The following is a 16,268-nucleotide window of genomic DNA, read 5'->3' as shown; positions in this document are numbered from 1 at the left end:
GTACTCCTTCCGGGTCAGCGGAACCGGGCCGCCGGGCCCAGCGGGTCGCGGGTCAGCACCGGATCGCGCCGGACGACCGGCTCGACGGCCTCCTCGACGAGCTTCACGAAGTCGTCGTCGAGCCGGACCGACAGGGCTTCGACGTTGTCCCGCAGGTGTTCCGGCCTGCTCGCGCCGAGCAGCGCGCCGGACACCGCGGGATTGCGCAGCACCCACGCGATCGCCAGCCGGGGCAGGCTCAGCCCCGCCTCGGCGGCCAACCGGGCGACCGCGCCGACCGCGGTGAGCACGGCGTCGTCGAGATAGTTCCAGCGGTTGATCGACTGGGCGCCGATCGGCGAGCGCGCGGCCCTGCTGTTCTCCGGGGCCGGGACGCCCGGCGCGTACTTGCCGGTCAGCACCCCGCCGGCGAGCGGGGACCAGACCAGCTGGCCGATGCCCAGCTCCACGCACGTGGGCACCACCTCGGCCTCGATCACCCGCCACAGCAACGAGTACTGCGGCTGGCTGGCGATCAGCGGGACCCCGAGCTCCTTGGCGAGCGCGGCCGCCGCGCGGATCCGGTCCGCCGGCCATTCCGAAACGCCGACGTAGAGCACCTTCCCGGCGTTCACCAGGCTCGCGAAGGCGAGCATGGTCTCTTCGAGCGGTGTCTCCGGGTCGAACCGGTGGGCCTGGTAGAGGTCGATGTGGTCGGTGCCGAGACGGCCCAGCGAGCCGTGCAGCGATTCGACGATGTGCTTGCGGGAGAGCCGTCCCGCGTTCGGATCGTCCCTTTTGGACCGTCCGACCTTGGTGCACAGCACCAGGTCCTCGCGCCGGTGCCCGGCCAGTGCCCGGCAGAGGAGCTCCTCCGCGCGGCCGCCGGCGTAGGCGTCCGCGGTGTCGAAGGTGGTGATCCCGGCGTCGAGCGCGGCGCGCACGCACGCGAAGGACGTCCGGTCGTCCAGCTGTTCGCCGTGGGTGAGCGCGTTGCCGTAGGCGAGCCTGCTCACCATCAGCCCGCTCCTGCCGAGTGGGGCGTGGTCCATCAGCCGTTCCCTTCGTTGACGGTGCCGGCGACCAGCACGCGGACCGGCAGCCCGCCGACCGGGCGCACCTCCGGTTCGCCGAATCCGGCCTCGGCGAGCAGCGCGCGGTAGGTCGCCACGGAATGGGCCTGGCCGCCGGTGGTCCAGGCCAGCATGAGCAGCGAGAGCAGATGCGCCTCGGTCTCCTCGGCCGGCGGCCGCTCGCCGGTCACGAACCCGGCGAGGACCAGCCGCCCGCCGGGGCGCAGCACCCCGGCGATCCGGCGCAGCAGCACCGCGCACCGCTCCGGGGAGAACAGCGGCAGCAGGTTCGCCGCGACGACGACGTCGTAGGGCCCGTCGAGCGGGGCGGTGAAGGCGTCGCCCGCCAGGAACTCCGCGCGGTCCGTGACGTCGAGCCGTGCCGCCTGCGCGCGGGCGGCGGGCAGCACGTCCGCCCCGTCCAGCCCGGACATCCGGGCGTGCGCGAACCGCTGGGTGAACAGCAGCCCGAACAGGGCGTGCCCGCAGCCGAGGTCGAGCAGGTGCGGTGCGGGCCGGTCCACGGCCCACGCCGTCAGCGCGTCCAGGAAGACCTCGACCGTGCTCTTCGTGACGAAGGTGGCCTGGGCCGCGAAGTCCTGCCAGTAGCCGAATCCGGGGTCGGTGGCCAGCGCGGGGCCGCCGGTGCGCACGAGCGTCGCCAGATCCCGCATGGCGTCCCACTCCGCGTCGCTCACCAGGAGCTTGACCGCGCCGCCGCGAAACCCGGGGCCGGTGCTGACCAGGAGTTCGCCGCCCTCGGGCAGGGCGAACTCCGTGTCATGGCAGTCGAGCAGCCCGACCGCCGCCAGCGCGCCGAGCAGGACCGCGGTCCGGCGTTCGTCGGTACCGGCGGCCTTCGCCACCGTCGCCGCTTCGGCGGGCCCGTCGGCGAGCGCGTCGAAGACCCGGAGTTCGAGCCCTGCCTTGAGCAGGCTCGTTCGCTTGTACGCCTGGAGCGTTTCGACGAGCGAGTGCTGGGTGAACGGGCTCATGTGGTCGTCTCGCTTCGCGAGACTGCGTTGGTTTCCTTGTTGGTTTCCTTGTGGCACAAGATGTTTTCGCTCATGACACCTCCTGTGTCGTGCGGGCCGGGACGCCGAACCAGGTGCGCAGGGCGGCGTCGAGCCCGGCGGCCGTGGTACCGGGCGCCGCCCCGGCAGGCGCCGACCACGCGGTGTACCCGTCCGGCCGGATCAGCAGCGCGTCGACGTCCGCGAGCACGCCTTCACGCTTTTCCGGCGCGGCCGTGACCGTGTCGACGCGCCCGGACCAGCCCTCGGCGGCGCGCGCGTACGGCGTCGAAGCCCGGGTGAGCAGGAGCACCGCGCGTCCCGGGTGCAGCAGTTCGGCGAGGCGGCGCGTCCCGCGTGGGGTGGCGAGCCGGACGTCCGGGGCGAACCCGCCGGCGCCGGGATCCGCGCCGGGCATGGGATAGCGGACGCCGAAGCCGCTCGACAGCTCGGTCAGGTGCGTCCGGACCTCGTCCAGCCGCATCAGCTCGGCGAACAGTTCGCGGAGCGGATCGACGTCCTCGCCGGTCCGCATCAGCGCCAGCTGCGCGCGTGTCGTGCGCAGCACGGCCTCGGCGACCGGACGCCGCTCGCCGGGATAGCTGGCGAGCAGGTCGCCCGGCGCGTGACCGCGCACCGTGGCGGCGAGCTTCCAGCCGAGGTTGACCGCGTCCTGCAGACCGATGTTCAGGCCGGGCCCGCCCGCGGGGAAGTGGATGTGCGCCGCGTCGCCCGCCAGCAGGACCCGCCCGTCGAGATAGCCGGTCGCGATCCGGGACGCGTCGCTGAACCGTGAGATCCAGGTCGGCTCGGCCATCGGCACCGGGTAGCCGAGGATGTCGAGGACCTTCCGTTCCAGCTCCGCCAGGGTGGGCGGGGTGTCCCGGCCGTCCTCCGGCCCGGCGAAGTCGATGGTGACCACGCGGGTGAGCCGGGAATGGGGATAGGGCAGCATCAGTGTCCAGCCGCGACCCGTGCGGCGCCAGCCCTTCGGCGCCGTGGCGGGATCGGTCAGCACCAGCTCCCCGGTCATCCCCGCCACCGACGCCCTGGTACCGGGGAAATCGATCCCCGCCAGCTTCCGCACCGTGCTGGCGCCGCCGTCACAGCCGACCAGGTAACGGGCCCGCAGGGTGTGGTCCCGTTCTCCCGCGACGCGCACCTCCACGGCATCCGCGGTCTGCGTGAACCCGGTGACCTCGTGACCGCGCCGGAGCACCACGCCGAGTTCGGCGGCCCGCTCGCCGAGCAACCGCTCGGTGACCGTCTGCGGCATGAACGCGAGATGGGGGACATCGGTGTCCAGCAACGAAAAGTCGACACCCTCGATACCGGCGAAGTGCGAGCCGGTCCGCCGGGCGCCCGCGCCGATCCCCAGTACCTTTTCCTGTTCGTCGAGAAAGCGCTTCAGCAGGCCGCGCCGGTCCAGCGTCTGCGCCGTCCGGACGTGCAAGGACAGGGCCCTGGACTGCCGGGTGGGCTCCCGGAGCCGTTCGAGTACCACCGTGCCGACGCCGAGCAGGCCGAGTTCGGCGGCGAGCATCAGCCCCACCGGCCCACCGCCCGCGATCACCACATCCGTGTCCACGACTGCCTCCCTCGCCCGGGTGATCAGGCCGCGTCGGTGTTTTCGAGCATCGCGACGAGATCGCGCAGCTTCCCGCTCGCCGCGGCCAGCGCCAGGTGGTTGTGGTAGTCCCGCGAGGACACGATCAGGCCGTCGCGGATCCGCATCACCACGAGGTTCGGCAGCCGGACCGTCATCCCGGTCTCGGTGTCGACGAGGTCGTAGTCCCACTCCGCGACGATCACCTCGGGATCGGTGGTTTCGTGCACGAAGGTGTTGTGGGCCTTGAGTTTCATGCGGTCGCTGACGCGGCGGTCGAAGAAGGCCCGCAGCTCCTCGCGGCCACGCCACTTCGCCTGCCCGACGCCGAAGACGTGTTCCACCTCGGCGTCCTCGGCGTAGAAGTCGGCGACCTCGCCGCGGCCGCCGTTCTGGATGCTTTCCTGGACCTTGGCGAAGATCTCGCGAGGACGGGGTGTCGTGGCCATGATGAACTCCCGTGAAGGTGGTCGGGGAAATGAATGTGGATTGCCACGGCCGGTGCCGCCGGGCGGTTCGTCGCCATTTCCCGGCGGTGGCCGGACCCGAAGGTACGGAACCGCGGAACGGCGCGTCAAGCGGGGCATCGACACCCGGACTGCCTTGACTTTTGTTTGCTGACAGTGCTTCGGCGACCGTGCCGCCGAAGAAGCACCGGCCCGCGCGAAACCTCCGGTGGCTGTACTAGATTCGGTGCACGAACTTTTGATCCGGCTCGACGCTTTCGGAATTTCTGGGGAAGCGAACAACGGGAAGGAACGGAGAATCGGGATGGAATTCAGGCTTCTCGGGCCGTTGTCGGTCATCGATCGCGGGCGGGTGCGCACGCCGACCGCGCCCAAGGTCCGGCAGATGCTCTCCCTGCTGCTGCTCCGGGCGAACCACACCGTCGGCCTCGACGCCGCCGTCGAGGAACTCTGGGGCGATCACCCGCCGCACAGCGCGGTGCTGACCACGCGGACCTACATCTACCTGTTGCGGAAAGCGTTTCCCGACTGGGCCATCGAAACCGTCCCGCTCGGCTACGTGCTCCATGTGGACGAGGCCGTGCTGGACTTCAAGCGGTTCGACCGGCTGTTCGCCGAGGCACAGTCCTGCCACCAGGACGGCCAGATCGAGCGGGCGGCCCGGCGCGTCGACCAGGCGCTGGCCGTGTGGTCGGGGCCCGCACTGTCCAATGTGCCGCGTGGCAGGGTGCTCGACGGGCTGCTGACCGCGTTGGAGGACAAGCGGATCGCCGCGCTGGAGCTGCACATCCGGACGCAGCTGTTGCTGGGGCGGCACCGGGAGCTGATCGCCGAACTGCGTGCCCTGGTGGCGGAACACCCGTTCAACGAATGGTTCCACTCGCAGCTCATCTTCGCGCTGCACCTGGCGGGCCGCCGGGGTGAGGCGTTGCGGGCCTACCGCGACGTGTGCGGGCTGCTGAGCGACGAGCTCGGGCTGGCACCGTCGGCGGATCTCCAGCGGGCGCACCAGGACGTGCTGACCGCGACCGTGCGGGAACCGGCCTGAGCGTTTCCTCGCGGGCGCTCGAAGTCCTGTTTGGACCCCACACGGCGGGACGCCCCGGACGCGGTCGTGTCCGGGGCGTCCCCGCGCTTTTCGGCGCCTTCCTCAGGCAGGGGAGTCCTCGCCTCTGAGCAGGTCGAGGCGTTCGGCGAACTGCTGCCAGTCCGAGGCACAGCCGTGTGCCAGTTCGGCGACCAGCTCGCGGCAGTGCTCGGGTACCTGGTCGGCGATCCAGCTCCATCCCCCTTCGCCGCCGCTGTGACTGTGCAGCCAGCGCAGCAGGGTGCGCCCGGCCTCGGTGTAGCGCAGCGACGGATCCGCGAGCAGGGCACGCACCGCGGACGCCCGGTTCCGGCCGAGCGTCTGTTCGCCCGGCCGGTCCGGCGCCTGCCGGGGCACCCGCTCGGCGTGTGCCGGCGGCTCCCGCCGCTGTTTCGGCGGGACGGGGTCGTCGCCCCTGCGCAGCCTGCTGCGGACGTCCTTGGCCGTGGACAAGGAAATTCCGGCGTCCTCGGCGATCTCACGGATGGGCGCGCCGGGATTGCGGCTGATCAGCTCGCTCGCCCGCAGCCGTCCGTCGACCTGGTCGAGGCGGCGCTGTCGGCCATCCCTCCCCACTCGGGCGGCCGAGTGGGGAATTTCCCCACCGGACCGCCGCCGTATCGCACCGACGGTCTTGTGCGACAGTCCGGTCCTCGCCGCGATGGCGCGGTCGGACCAGTGCGGATGGGAGCGGACGATCCGCTCCGCCGCGGCCTTGCGGTCGGCGAGCGAAAGCGGCAGTCCGTGGCGGATGTTGGATTCGACGGCGACCACGAAGGCCTCGTGCTCGTCGCCGTCGAAGAAGTGGACGTCGATGGTGGTGTCGCCGCGCAGCCGCGCGGCGTGCAGCCGGTGCATGCCGTCCACCACCCGCATCGTGGCTCGGTGCACGATGATCGGCGGCAGTGCCACGCCGCTCTCCGCCAGTGCCTGGGCATGGTAGGGATCTTCGCCTTCGCTGCGCGGCGAATCCGCGGGAAGGAGATGGTCGATCCGAACCAGGGACGGTGCTTTGTCCGTCGGCTGGTGAGCGGCGGTGGCGCCGTGCGAGCCGTCCTCGGGCCTGGTGTCTCCCGCCTGTTCGCAACAGGACGCAGCTCGTCCTCGCACAGCTACCCCTTGGCGAACGTGGCACGGGTCCCCGCCGGCCACGGTCGTTGTGACACCCGGTGGCGAACCGCACCACGGCGGGCCCCGGGCCGGGCACGAAGCTTTTCAAGTCGCGTGTGCGCCGCCGAATCACGTATTTTCGAAGCCGACCCCGCCGATGCGCATTCGCTGCCTGCCATCCGATCGGTTTCCCGCCAGAACAAAACAATGACCCCCATCCCCAGAATGGTTCGGACCGGACGTGCGAGTGTGAAACGTCACGGAGAGTCAACATTCGCGCTTGCCGGCCAGCTGCCCCAGCATCACCACTGCAGCCGCTGTCGCTGGAGGGTGAGAAAGCTTTTCGTCACACCAAGGTGAGCTGACAGTTAATTTAGCTGTGCCGGACGGGGTTAGTCAACGGTGCTTGAAGATCGACCTGTCGCGTTGGCCAGCCATCGGTCCTGAATGTCTGAATTATCAACACTGTCCTGAGTGTGTGTGTTGTCGCAATGTGTCCGATATAGTTTTTACTGTGCGTGATATGGCACCGGGTGTCGATGACACGTTTGGCGCAGGGTCGGAATAGCCATTCTTGGCCGGCGCGAATTTGCCTGTCGTTATCGAAGGAATCCGCGAAATGGCCGGACGCCGTTGTCACGGAAGGTGGGTACCGAACCACGTGGCCAGCGCCGCGCGCGGGCCGGTCCCCGCGTCTTCGCCCGGCCGGGCGGCCCACGCGACGATGCCGTCCGGCCGGACGAGCAGGGTGGCGGTGTCGGCCCGGCTCGTCGACCGTACCGGGACGAGGCGGACGCGATCCGGCGGGATGGCGGGGATCCCGGCGGGGAAAGCGTTTTCCTCGCACAGCAGGACCGCGTGCCCCGATCCGGTCAGCTCGCTGAGCCGGCACTCGCCGCCGGTGCGGGTGATCCGCAGATCGGGACAGGGACGGCCGAGGAGCGGATGTCCGTTGCCCGGGTAGGGAAACTCGTGCCGGAGGTCGAGGCCGGTCAGCATCCGGGCGAAGTACCGGTTGACATCGGGAAGCTCCATCAGGTCGGTCAGTACCGCGCGGAGGGCGTCCACGTGCGGCCCCGGCCGCATCAGCACGGACTGGGCCAGGGTGTTGGCCAGCACCGACGCGGCGACGGGATGCCGTTCCGCGGTGTAGCTGTCCAGCAGTCCTCCTGGCGCCGTGCCGGCGACCGTCGCCGCGAGTTTCCAGCCGAGGTTGGCAGCGTCCAGCAACCCGAGAGTGAGTCCCTGGCCACCGTTGGGTGAGTGCACGTGCGCCGCGTCCCCGGCGAGCAGCACCCGGCCGCGGCGGTAGGTGCTCGCCTGGGCCGCGTAGTCGGTGAACTGTTGTGGCTCGGCGATCGCGGTCACCACGGCCGGCACGCCGGTCACCCGCCGGATGCTCTCCTGCAGGCTCGTCGCGGCGAGCGGCGTCCGGTCCGCCGCCCGCGCGTCGAACTCGAAGGTGCCCACGACGCCGCGTTCGCCGTCGTGGGAAAAGATGCCGCGTTCCGTGCGCAGCCTGCCCGTGGGCAGTGGTGGCCCGTCCGCCTCGATCCGCGCGATCCGGCCGATGAGCATCGGATCGGTGCCGGGGAAGTCGAACCCGGCCAGCGCGCGGACCGCGCTGCGCCCGCCGTCGCAGCCGACGACGTGGCCCGCCCGGATCCGCCGGGTGCCTCGCGGGGTGTCGACGGTGACCACGACCTCGTCGCCCGCGGTGTCCAGCCCCGTCACCGTGTGCTCCCAGTGGGGAACGACGCCGAGCCCGGCCGCGTGGGCGGCGAGGATCCGCTCCAGATCTCGTTGCCAGATCAGCGATCCCACGCGTTCCGGCTCGCCGGGCAGCACCGGGTCGACCCGGTGGATCCAGCCGAAGTGGAGTTTCGACGCGGCGCCGTCGACCCCGGCCCGGTCGCGGCGGAGGTCCGCTTCCGCGGCTTCGCGATATCCGGCGACGGCTTCTGCCAGGCCCCGGCGGGCCAGCGCCTCCACCGCCAGCGGGCCGATTCCGCGTGCCTTGCGTTGTCCCGTCGGGCCGGGAAGCCGGTCCAGCAGCAGCGGGCGCACCCCGGCCAGGCGCAGTTCCGCGGCGAGCAGGAGCCCGACCGGCCCGGCCCCGGCGATGACCACGTCGGCGTCCATCGATTCCTCCCCGGTTCCTCCTGACGCGATGTCGGCGTCGAAATTACGGCACGGCAGGCGATCCGTGCTCATTCCCGGCCCGAACCGCGCGCGATGCGGCCTCCCTACGGTCGACCGGTAAGCCGTTGGTGCCCTTCGGAGGGAGTCCGCCCCGATGACCGCACGGCAAGTCGTCGTCCTGTTCCTGGATCTCGCGGTGGTGCTGGTGCTCGCCCGCGGGCTGGGTGCGCTCGCCCGGCGGCTCGACCAGCCCGCGGTGATCGGCGAGATCCTCGCCGGGATTCTGCTCGGCCCGACCCTGTTCCACGGCGCGGTCACGCGGGCGGTGTTCCCGCCGGACGTCCGGCCGTTGCTCAGCGGGCTCGCCGATGTCGGTGTCGCGCTGTTCATGTTCCTGGTCGGGCTCGACCTGGACCTCGGCGCGTTGCGGGGACGGGCGCGCGCGACGATCACCGTGTCCGTCGGGTCGATGGTCGTCCCGTTCGGGCTCGGGTTCCTGCTCGCCACCTCGCTGGCCGGGCAGCACGCGCCGGGACACCGGCTCGGCTTCTCCTTGTTCCTCGGTACCGCCATGGCCGTGACGGCCTTTCCCGTGCTGGCCCGCATTCTCGACGACCGCCGGATGACCAGGACGCCGGTCGGCAGGCTCGCGCTGGCCGGGGCGGCGGTCTGCGACGTGCTCGCCTGGTCCTGCCTCGCGCTGGTGGTCACCCTGGTCGGCGGCACCGGACAGGCGTCGTGGCGGGTCGTGCTGCTCGCGCCGTTCGCGGCGGTGCTGTTCGGGCTGGGCAGGCCGATACTGAAGAAACTGCTCGGCCGGCCGGGGGACTCGGCGCGCACGCAGCTCGCCGTCGTGCTGGCCGGGCTGCTCGTGTGCGCCGCCGTCAGCGAGTGGATGACCCTGCACTTCATCTTCGGCGCGTTCCTGTTCGGGCTGGCCCTTCCCCGGAACGATGGGCTGCGTCGTCAGGTCACCGACCGCGTCGAGCCGGTGTCCTCGGTCCTGTTGCTCCCGCTGTATTTCCTCGTGGCCGGGCTGAACGTCGACCTGACGCGGGTCGGGACGGCGGAGCTGACCGAGCTCGGCTGGATCCTGCTGGTGGCCGTGGGCGGGAAGCTCCTCGGCACCTTCGCCGCCGCCCGGATGCACCGCGTCGGCGCGCGCGAGGCCGGGACACTGGCCGTGCTCATGAACACGCGTGGCCTGACCGAGCTGGTGATCCTCACGGTCGGGCTCGACCTCGGCGTGCTCGACCAGACGCTTTACACGATGATGGTGGTGATGGCCGTCGTGACCACGGTCGCGACCGGACCGCTGCTGCGGGTGCTCTACCCCCGGCGACATTTCCTGCCCGACGTCGCCGAGCCCGTGCGATGACCCGCGCGTCAGCCCATGCCCACGCTCTGCCGCTCGGGTTCGATGAGCGCGACGACCCGCTCCTGTTCGCGCGAGTAGGGGCCGCCGATGTACTTCGTCGCGATCCGGTCGACGATCTCCCACGCGGCGTCGCCGTCGAGCCATTCGACGACCCTGCCGCGGATGATGACCGGCTGGAACGGGTTGTCGACCGGCGTCAGCGAGAGCGCGACCCTCGGGTCACGGCGCAGGTTCCGTGCCTTGCGGCTGTCCGGGCCGGTGAGGATCACGACGTGGTCGCCGTGCGTGCCGATCCACACCGGGACGGCGTGCGGGGCGCCGTCGGGCAGGACGGTGGCGAGGTGGGCGGTCGGGGCGGTGTCGAGCACCTGGCGGACTTCGGGGTCGATCATGGTGGTCAGCTCCTTGGTGTGGCAGGGAAAACGGGTCAGCGTTCGACGGCGTAGTGCAGGTGGGTGACGCCGGGTGCCGGGACGGCCTCGACGAGGCGGAGTCGGATGTGTTCGGGCAGTTCGCGGAAGAACGGACGGCCTCCGCCGAGCAGGATCGGGACCTGGTGCAGGACGAGTTCGTCCACGAGCCCCGCCTTCAGCGCCTCGGTCACGACGCCGCCGCCCATGAGACCGACGTCCTTGCCGCCCGCGACCTCGCGGGCCGCGGCGATCGCGTCCTCGATGCCGGTGGTGACGAGGGTCTGCCGCTCGCCGAGCTCGGGCGGCCGCCGGTGGCTCAGGAGCACGAGCGGGGCGGCCGGATGCGGGCTGCCGCCGTCGAAGTGGCCGGAGTCCTCGTAGGTGTTGCGGCCGGCCACGACCGCGCCGACGCGGGAGGCGAGCGCGTCGAACACCCGGGCGCTGGGCTCGCTCAGCTTGAACCCGCCGAACACCTGGCTGGGCGTGTCGCCGTCGAAGTACCAGTCGAACAGCATCGTGCCGTCGCCGAGTCCGCGCCCGGCGCCGGGCTCCCGGCCGGTGATGTAGCCGTCGACCGACACCGCGAGCCCGCTCACGACCTTGCTCATCCGCACATCCTTTCGGAGTTCCTTCAAGAGACTCCATAACCGTAGCAGTTGAAGTTCCCTCAGGGAACCCCAATTGCTAGACTGGTCCCATGCAGCGCACCGACTTCGGCAGGATGGCATGTTCGATCGCCCGCACGCTCGACGTCATCGGCGAGCCGTGGTCGCCGTTGATCCTGCGCGACGTGTGGGTCGGGATGAGCCGGTTCGAGCAGCTCCAGACCGACCTGGGGATCTCGCGCAAGGTACTGACCGAGCGGCTGAACCACCTCGTGGAGCAGGGCGTGCTCGACCGCCGTCCCTACGACCGGCGGCCGAGGTACGAGTACGTACTGACGGAGAAGGGCACCGAGCTGGTCGACGTGCTCATGGTGATGGCGGGCTGGGGCGACCGCTGGCTGGCGGGCGAGGCCGGCCCGCCGGTGCTCTACCGCCACCACGCGTGCGGTGAGATCGCGCGGGCCGACCTGCGCTGTGCCCGCTGCGGTGAGCCGATGCACGCCGGGGACGTCGACGTGCTGCCCGGCCCCGGTGCGGCGGGCTGACCGGCGCAGCTACGCCGCGGTGCCCTCGACGACCGACAGCGGGGAGCCGGTCGGGATGACGCGGGTGAGTTCGAGCCCGGCTTCGGTGAAGAGGCGCTCGAACTCCGCCCGGGTGCGTTCGCGCCCGCTGAGCGAGGCCATCATGAGCAGGTCGAAGGTCTTCCCGGGGTGTGGATCGTTGCCGGTCGGGAGGACCGAGTCGGCCACGAGCACCCGGCCACCGGCGGACATCGCGCGCCGGCACTGCCGCAGGATGCGGACGCTCTCCTCGTCGTCCCAGTCGTGCAGGATGCGCTTGATCAGGTAGACGTCGCCGCGCGGCACCTCGGTGAAGAAGTCGCCGGTGGCCGTTTCCCAGCGATCGTCCGCGCCGAGTTCGCCGAGGTGGTGCTCGGCGAGGACGTGCGGCTGGTCGAACAGCACGCCGCGGATCCCGGGGTTGGCACGCAGGGCGGCGAGCAGGAGACCGCCGTGGCCGCCGCCCACGTCGACCACGGTCGCGGAGTCCGGGAACGCGCAGGCGTGCGCGATGAGCGGGTTCTCCGGATCCGCCATGCCCGCCATGCCGTCGTGGAAGATCGCCGCGGTGGCCGGGTCCCCGGAGAAGTGGCCGAAGAACGAGGTGCCGAAGATGCGCTCGAACACGGTGGTGCCCTCGCGTACGGTCGCGGGGAGTTCCCCGGCGGGCTGCCAGAACGTCTTGTCGGTGAGCATGAGGATCGCCGACCGCGCCGACACCGGCGCGTCCGTGCGGAGCGCGTCGGCGGCGGGGGTGAGCGCGAACCGCCCGGCCTCGTCCTCGGCGAACACGCCGCGGGTGGCCAGCAGCCGCAGGGTGCGGTAGAGGTACGCCGGATCGGCGCCGGTCGCCCGCGCCAGCTCGGCAGCCGAGCGCGGTCCCTCGGTGAGGTGATCGGCGACGCCGAGCGCGGCGGCGACACGCAGTGCCGCGGGGTAGAGGTATCCCAGTACTTCGTCCAGCAGGAAGAACGCGGATGCCCGGCCGGCGGTGACCGGCGTGGCTTCGTCCGGAGTCATGCACGGATGATCCACCCGGCCGTTGCCGCCGGGCAAGGTTTCCTTTGTGTACGGGGAAAGAGACGGGGCCGTTTCCCGCAGCGCCCACGGCCGGACGGCGGTACCGGGGTTCGTCGCGGTGGTGACGGCGTGCCGCCGGGGCCGGATAGTCCACTGTGGATAGTGGTGCGTGGTCCACAAAGGACCACACGGCCCGGCCGGTGCCGGGGGCGCCGGGTTGGCGTCGTGGGGCCGACGTGGAACCCTGAGGCGGACAGGAGGCGCCGTGGCGGACGCCTCGGGACCGGACGGAGCGGGGCGCGATGGACGAGGCGAGCGGGGCCGGGGCGCCGACACCGGGGTCGCTCGCCGGTCTGCGCCTTGACGAACTGCTGCACGAGGTGCAGGACCGGCTCCGGGAGATCGGGAAGACGCGGGACCAGCTGCAGGGACTGGTGGACGCGGTGCTGGCCGTGGCGACCGGGCTGGAGCTGGACTCGACGTTGCAGCGGATCGTGCAGGCCGCCGCGGACCTGGTGGACGCGCGCTACGGGGCACTCGGCGTGCTGGCCGAACACGACGGGCTGGCGGAGTTCGTTCACGTCGGCATCGACACCGAGACCAGGGCCGTCATGGGCCACCTGCCCGAGGGGCGGGGCCTGCTCGGCCTGCTGATCGAGGACCCGCGTCCGGTGCGGGTGCCGGATCTGGCCGCGCACCCGGCCTCGGTGGGCTTCCCGCCGAACCATCCGCCGATGCACAGCTTCCTCGGGGTTCCGGTCCGGGTGCGGGACATCGTGTTCGGGAACCTGTACCTCACCGAGAAACGGGGCGCCGCCGAGTTCACGCCAGACGACGAGGTGGTGCTGGAGGCGCTGGCGGCCGCGGCGGGAGTGGCTATCGAGAACGCGCGGATGTTCGAGCGGTCCAAGACGCGGGAACGGTGGCTGGCGGCGGTCGCGGAGATCAACGGCGGCCTGCTGGGCGGCGCGTCGGCGGCGGACACGCTCGGCCTGGTGGCCGACCGCGCGTGCGAGGTGGTGCTCGCGGACGGCGTGTTCATCCTGCTCGAGGACTCCGGCGCGACGATGTCGGTGAGCGCCGCGTCCGGGCCGAGGGCCGGGCTCGTACTCGGCTCGTCGATCGCGGTGGGCACCACGGTGCTCGGCGAGGTCGTGTCCACCGGGCAGCCGCTGCTGATCCCCGACATCGACGCGGCCCTGCCCGGTGACCCGGAACCGCCGGCGGCCGGGTTCGGGCCCGCCGCCGCGGTCCCGCTGGTCAGCGCGGCCGGGGTGGGCGGGGTGCTGATCGCCGTGCGGGACAAGGGCGCGGCGGGGTTCAAGCCGGAACAGGTGCCGATGCTGTCCTCGTTCGCCGACCAGGCCGCGGTGGCGCTGGAGTTCGCGGACAACCAGCGCAACCAGCGGCTGCTCGACGTGCTGGCCGACCGGGACCGGATCGCGCAGGACCTGCACGACCACGTCATCCAGCGGCTGTTCGCGACGGGGATGAGCCTGCAGAGCATCCTGCCGAGGGTGACCGACGACCACGCGCGCGCCAGGGTCACCACCGCGGTGGAGCAACTGGACCAGACGGTGCGGGAGATCCGGACGTCGATCTTCGACCTGCACAGCACGGGCACCACCACCAGCCTGCGGCGGCGGCTGCTCGACCTGGTCGCCGAGCTGGCCGCGGGGACCGCCGTCACGCCGTCGGTGCGGATCTCCGGCGCGGTCGACACGCTGGTCCCGGACGCACTGCACGAGCACGCCGAAGCCGTGGTCCGGGAGGCGCTGAGCAACGCGCTGCGGCATTCGGGGGCCGACTGGATCACCGTCGACCTCGCGGTGGACGACGAGCTGGTGATCACGGTCACCGACAACGGGAGCGGGATACCCGAGGGCGGCAGGCGCAGCGGCATGGACAACCTCCGGCGCCGCGCGGAGCGGCAGGGCGGGACGGCGGCGTTCACCGCCGGGCCCGCCGGGGGAACCACGGTGACCTGGCGGGTCCCGCTGCGCTTGCCCTGAACGACGGGTTCGGGGCAGGCGGGCCGGAGGTGCTGAAGGACGCCTTTAGTGCGTTGGCCGCTCTGAAGGACGCTTTCAGTGCGCTGGATGCACTGAAAGCGTCCTTCAGCGCCCCTCACGCGTCGTTCGCGGCGCGGTGCGGGCCGGGGGCCGCGCTGCCCTGGTACTCGCCGAGGTCCGAGACGAGCGCGGTGATGTCGGGCATGGTGTCGTACCGGCGCTGGTGCAGTTCCGCGATCTTCTCGGCCATCCGGGGGTCCTCGTCGTCGGTGATGTCGAACGACATGAACTTCTCCACCAGCGGCAGCCCGACCCGGTCGGTGTGCAGATGCGCCGGGTGGACGAGGTATTCCCAGTAGCCGTCGAGGTCTTCGAGCGCGAACACGGCGCCGTACTGGTACTCGCCACCGTAGTCGGGGCCGACCACGAAGGACTTGACCGCCGGGATGGCCCGGCCCTGCTCGCGCAGGCTTTCCAGCGCCTCTTCGAGCTGCTCCGGAGTGGCGGAGGCTTTGATGGTGAACCGGTTTCCGTGGTAGATCATCGAACTTTCCTTTCCTTGTGTTGCAGGACAATCAGGGTGGCCAGGGCCGCGCCGGCCGCCATCGCGGCGCCGCTGTAGGTGAAGGCGCCGCCGATGCCGGCGGTCCGGACAAGTGGCTGCGCGGCCAGCGGCGAGAGGAACTGGCCGAGGAAGATCCCGGTGACGAGTCCACTGAGGACTCTTCCGCGCCGCCCGGGGCCGGCCAGCCCGGCGAGCCGCAGATTCAGGGTGGGGACGGCGAGCCCGACGCCGACGCCGCCGACGAGCAGGCCGACCACGATCGGCGCGACGGATCCCGCCGTGCCGATCAGCAGCCAGCCCGCGCCCAGCAGGCCGACGCTGGCCGTGGTGATCGCCGTGGGCGTCAGCCTGCCACTGAGCACCGGGAACACCAGCGCGCCCACGACGCCGGTCAGCGTGCTCCCGGCGACGACGATCCCGACGACCGCCGGACCGACCCCGAACTCGGTCAGCAGGAACGGCAGCTGCGTGGGTGCCAGGTAGAACGCGAGTGTCACGACGAGGGCCAGCGCGTAGATCCCGGTGACGCGTAAGGAATTTCGCGACGGGCCGGTGTCGGCGGGGGCTTCCCCGGCACGGGCCGGTTCACCGAGTGTCCGCAGCGCGGCGGGCAGGATCAGCGCCGAGGCGGCGTAGATCCAGAACGGCAGCTTCCAGTCCACGCCGGCCAGCACCCCGGCCAGCGGCAGGAAGACGACCCCGCCGAGACTCGCGAACGCCTGCTGCAGCCCGAGGAACGAGGCCCGCCGCGGTCCGTCGAACCAGTCGGTGATGATCGCGCTGACCGCGGTCATGATCCCGCCGACCGCGATCCCGAGCAGTGCCCGCGTGACCAGCAGCACGACGAGGTCGGACACGAAGTAGCCCGCGGTGCCCGCCACGGCGTAGAGCGCGAGACCGCCGACGAGCAACGGCCGTCGCCCCACCCGGTCGGCGACGGCGCCGGACAGTGGCGCGCTGATCGCGATCGCCAGCGATGTGACCGTCAGCGCGAGCTTGACCAGGACGTCCGCGTTTCCGAAGGCCCGGGTCATCGCGGGCAGGCTCGGCGCGATGACGGCCGCCGCCATGATCGTCAGCGTGGCCGCGGCCAGCAGGGTCGCCTGAGCCGCTCGTGTGGGTGCCCGCCGGGCCGTGGTCATCGTGCCTCCTCGAGGTTCGTCGTCGAAGTCGAGGTTGCCGGTGTCGCCACGGAGCTCGCGTCGGCGACGATCGCCTATTCGATCGGTGGTGCC

At 71.4% G+C, this 16,268-nt stretch carries 15 protein-coding genes; 4 read left to right on the top strand and 11 right to left on the bottom strand.

Annotated elements, in window-relative coordinates:
- Window positions 1–14 precede the first annotated feature (14 nt).
- The 4 genes from ABD987_RS28635 to ABD987_RS28620 form a co-directional block, all read right to left on the bottom strand.
- Window positions 15–1,031 carry an aldo/keto reductase family protein gene (locus ABD987_RS28635; RefSeq protein WP_345400541.1) on the bottom strand — a complete coding sequence of 339 codons (1,017 nt, stop codon included), beginning with the start codon at window positions 1,029–1,031 and terminating at the stop codon, window positions 15–17.
- Window positions 1,031–2,047, bottom strand: a complete 1,017-nt coding sequence (locus ABD987_RS28630; RefSeq protein WP_345400538.1) for a class I SAM-dependent methyltransferase — start codon at window positions 2,045–2,047, stop codon at window positions 1,031–1,033. Before ABD987_RS28630 ends, ABD987_RS28635 begins: the two co-directional genes overlap by 1 nt.
- Before the next feature lie 70 nt (window positions 2,048–2,117).
- Window positions 2,118–3,653: an FAD-dependent monooxygenase gene (locus ABD987_RS28625; protein ID WP_345400535.1), complete on the bottom strand. Its 1,536-nt coding sequence runs from the start codon at window positions 3,651–3,653 to the stop codon at window positions 2,118–2,120.
- A 23-nt stretch (window positions 3,654–3,676) separates the two neighbouring features.
- The gene (locus ABD987_RS28620) at window positions 3,677–4,120 is read right to left on the bottom strand and encodes a nuclear transport factor 2 family protein (protein ID WP_345400532.1); all 444 of its coding nucleotides are present in this window, start codon (window positions 4,118–4,120) and stop codon (window positions 3,677–3,679) included.
- A 322-nt stretch (window positions 4,121–4,442) separates the two neighbouring features.
- Between ABD987_RS28620 and ABD987_RS28615 the strand changes: the two genes are divergently transcribed.
- Complete coding sequence (locus ABD987_RS28615) at window positions 4,443–5,186, top strand: AfsR/SARP family transcriptional regulator (protein ID WP_345400529.1); 744 nt, start codon at window positions 4,443–4,445, stop codon at window positions 5,184–5,186.
- A gap of 102 nt (window positions 5,187–5,288) precedes the next feature.
- Here the strand turns inward: ABD987_RS28615 and ABD987_RS28610 are convergent, their stop codons facing one another.
- Both ABD987_RS28610 and ABD987_RS28605 read right to left on the bottom strand, forming a co-directional pair.
- Entirely contained in the window at window positions 5,289–6,137 is an 849-nt protein-coding gene (locus ABD987_RS28610) for a streptomycin biosynthesis protein (RefSeq protein ID WP_452039176.1), read from the bottom strand.
- Window positions 6,138–6,971: 834 nt separating this feature from the next.
- Window positions 6,972–8,477 carry an FAD-dependent monooxygenase gene (locus ABD987_RS28605; RefSeq protein ID WP_345400526.1) on the bottom strand — a complete coding sequence of 502 codons (1,506 nt, stop codon included), beginning with the start codon at window positions 8,475–8,477 and terminating at the stop codon, window positions 6,972–6,974.
- Window positions 8,478–8,631: 154 nt separating this feature from the next.
- Between ABD987_RS28605 and ABD987_RS28600 the strand changes: the two genes are divergently transcribed.
- Window positions 8,632–9,855, top strand: a complete 1,224-nt coding sequence (locus ABD987_RS28600; RefSeq protein ID WP_345400523.1) for a cation:proton antiporter domain-containing protein — start codon at window positions 8,632–8,634, stop codon at window positions 9,853–9,855.
- 8 nt (window positions 9,856–9,863) lie between these two features.
- Here ABD987_RS28600 and ABD987_RS28595 read toward each other — a convergent pair whose 3' ends face one another.
- Both ABD987_RS28595 and ABD987_RS28590 read right to left on the bottom strand, forming a co-directional pair.
- The gene (locus tag ABD987_RS28595) at window positions 9,864–10,247 is read right to left on the bottom strand and encodes a PPOX class F420-dependent oxidoreductase (protein ID WP_345400520.1); all 384 of its coding nucleotides are present in this window, start codon (window positions 10,245–10,247) and stop codon (window positions 9,864–9,866) included.
- A gap of 35 nt (window positions 10,248–10,282) precedes the next feature.
- Complete coding sequence (locus tag ABD987_RS28590) at window positions 10,283–10,876, bottom strand: dihydrofolate reductase family protein (protein ID WP_345400517.1); 594 nt, start codon at window positions 10,874–10,876, stop codon at window positions 10,283–10,285.
- A gap of 89 nt (window positions 10,877–10,965) precedes the next feature.
- Between ABD987_RS28590 and ABD987_RS28585 the strand changes: the two genes are divergently transcribed.
- Entirely contained in the window at window positions 10,966–11,418 is a 453-nt protein-coding gene (locus tag ABD987_RS28585; protein ID WP_345400514.1) for a winged helix-turn-helix transcriptional regulator, read from the top strand.
- Window positions 11,419–11,427: 9 nt separating this feature from the next.
- Here ABD987_RS28585 and ABD987_RS28580 read toward each other — a convergent pair whose 3' ends face one another.
- The gene (locus tag ABD987_RS28580) at window positions 11,428–12,456 is read right to left on the bottom strand and encodes a methyltransferase (RefSeq protein WP_345400511.1); all 1,029 of its coding nucleotides are present in this window, start codon (window positions 12,454–12,456) and stop codon (window positions 11,428–11,430) included.
- A gap of 302 nt (window positions 12,457–12,758) precedes the next feature.
- Here ABD987_RS28580 and ABD987_RS28575 point away from each other — a divergent pair, with 302 nt between their 5' ends.
- Complete coding sequence (locus tag ABD987_RS28575; protein ID WP_345400508.1) at window positions 12,759–14,468, top strand: sensor histidine kinase; 1,710 nt, start codon at window positions 12,759–12,761, stop codon at window positions 14,466–14,468.
- Between the two features lie 115 nt (window positions 14,469–14,583).
- Here the strand turns inward: ABD987_RS28575 and ABD987_RS28570 are convergent, their stop codons facing one another.
- Together ABD987_RS28570 and ABD987_RS28565 are read right to left on the bottom strand one after the other, a co-directional pair.
- Complete coding sequence (locus tag ABD987_RS28570) at window positions 14,584–15,012, bottom strand: Dabb family protein (protein WP_345400505.1); 429 nt, start codon at window positions 15,010–15,012, stop codon at window positions 14,584–14,586.
- Window positions 15,009–16,175, bottom strand: coding sequence for an MFS transporter (locus ABD987_RS28565; protein ID WP_345400502.1), 1,167 nt, complete (start codon window positions 16,173–16,175; stop codon window positions 15,009–15,011). The genes ABD987_RS28570 and ABD987_RS28565 overlap by 4 nt, the downstream gene beginning before the upstream one ends.
- Window positions 16,176–16,268: the final 93 nt, after the last annotated feature.

Source organism: Amycolatopsis samaneae, from assembly GCF_039541975.1.
In the GTDB taxonomy this organism is placed as follows: domain Bacteria; phylum Actinomycetota; class Actinomycetes; order Mycobacteriales; family Pseudonocardiaceae; genus Amycolatopsis; species Amycolatopsis samaneae.
The sequence above is the reverse complement of the archived record's forward strand: the minus strand, read 5'-3'. Positions and strand labels throughout refer to the sequence as shown.

Coding starts and splice junctions, on each gene's coding strand:
- ABD987_RS28585 (WP_345400514.1), top strand. CDS start 10,966: ATGCAGCGCACCGACTTCGGCAGGATGGCATGTTCGATCGCCCGCACG.
- ABD987_RS28580 (WP_345400511.1), bottom strand. CDS start 12,456: ATGACTCCGGACGAAGCCACGCCGGTCACCGCCGGCCGGGCATCCGCG.
- ABD987_RS28605 (WP_345400526.1), bottom strand. CDS start 8,477: ATGGACGCCGACGTGGTCATCGCCGGGGCCGGGCCGGTCGGGCTCCTG.
- ABD987_RS28635 (WP_345400541.1), bottom strand. CDS start 1,031: ATGGACCACGCCCCACTCGGCAGGAGCGGGCTGATGGTGAGCAGGCTC.
- ABD987_RS28570 (WP_345400505.1), bottom strand. CDS start 15,012: ATGATCTACCACGGAAACCGGTTCACCATCAAAGCCTCCGCCACTCCG.
- ABD987_RS28595 (WP_345400520.1), bottom strand. CDS start 10,247: ATGATCGACCCCGAAGTCCGCCAGGTGCTCGACACCGCCCCGACCGCC.
- ABD987_RS28620 (WP_345400532.1), bottom strand. CDS start 4,120: ATGGCCACGACACCCCGTCCTCGCGAGATCTTCGCCAAGGTCCAGGAA.
- ABD987_RS28600 (WP_345400523.1), top strand. CDS start 8,632: ATGACCGCACGGCAAGTCGTCGTCCTGTTCCTGGATCTCGCGGTGGTG.
- ABD987_RS28615 (WP_345400529.1), top strand. CDS start 4,443: ATGGAATTCAGGCTTCTCGGGCCGTTGTCGGTCATCGATCGCGGGCGG.
- ABD987_RS28565 (WP_345400502.1), bottom strand. CDS start 16,175: ATGACCACGGCCCGGCGGGCACCCACACGAGCGGCTCAGGCGACCCTG.
- ABD987_RS28590 (WP_345400517.1), bottom strand. CDS start 10,876: ATGAGCAAGGTCGTGAGCGGGCTCGCGGTGTCGGTCGACGGCTACATC.
- ABD987_RS28575 (WP_345400508.1), top strand. CDS start 12,759: ATGGACGAGGCGAGCGGGGCCGGGGCGCCGACACCGGGGTCGCTCGCC.
- ABD987_RS28630 (WP_345400538.1), bottom strand. CDS start 2,047: ATGAGCCCGTTCACCCAGCACTCGCTCGTCGAAACGCTCCAGGCGTAC.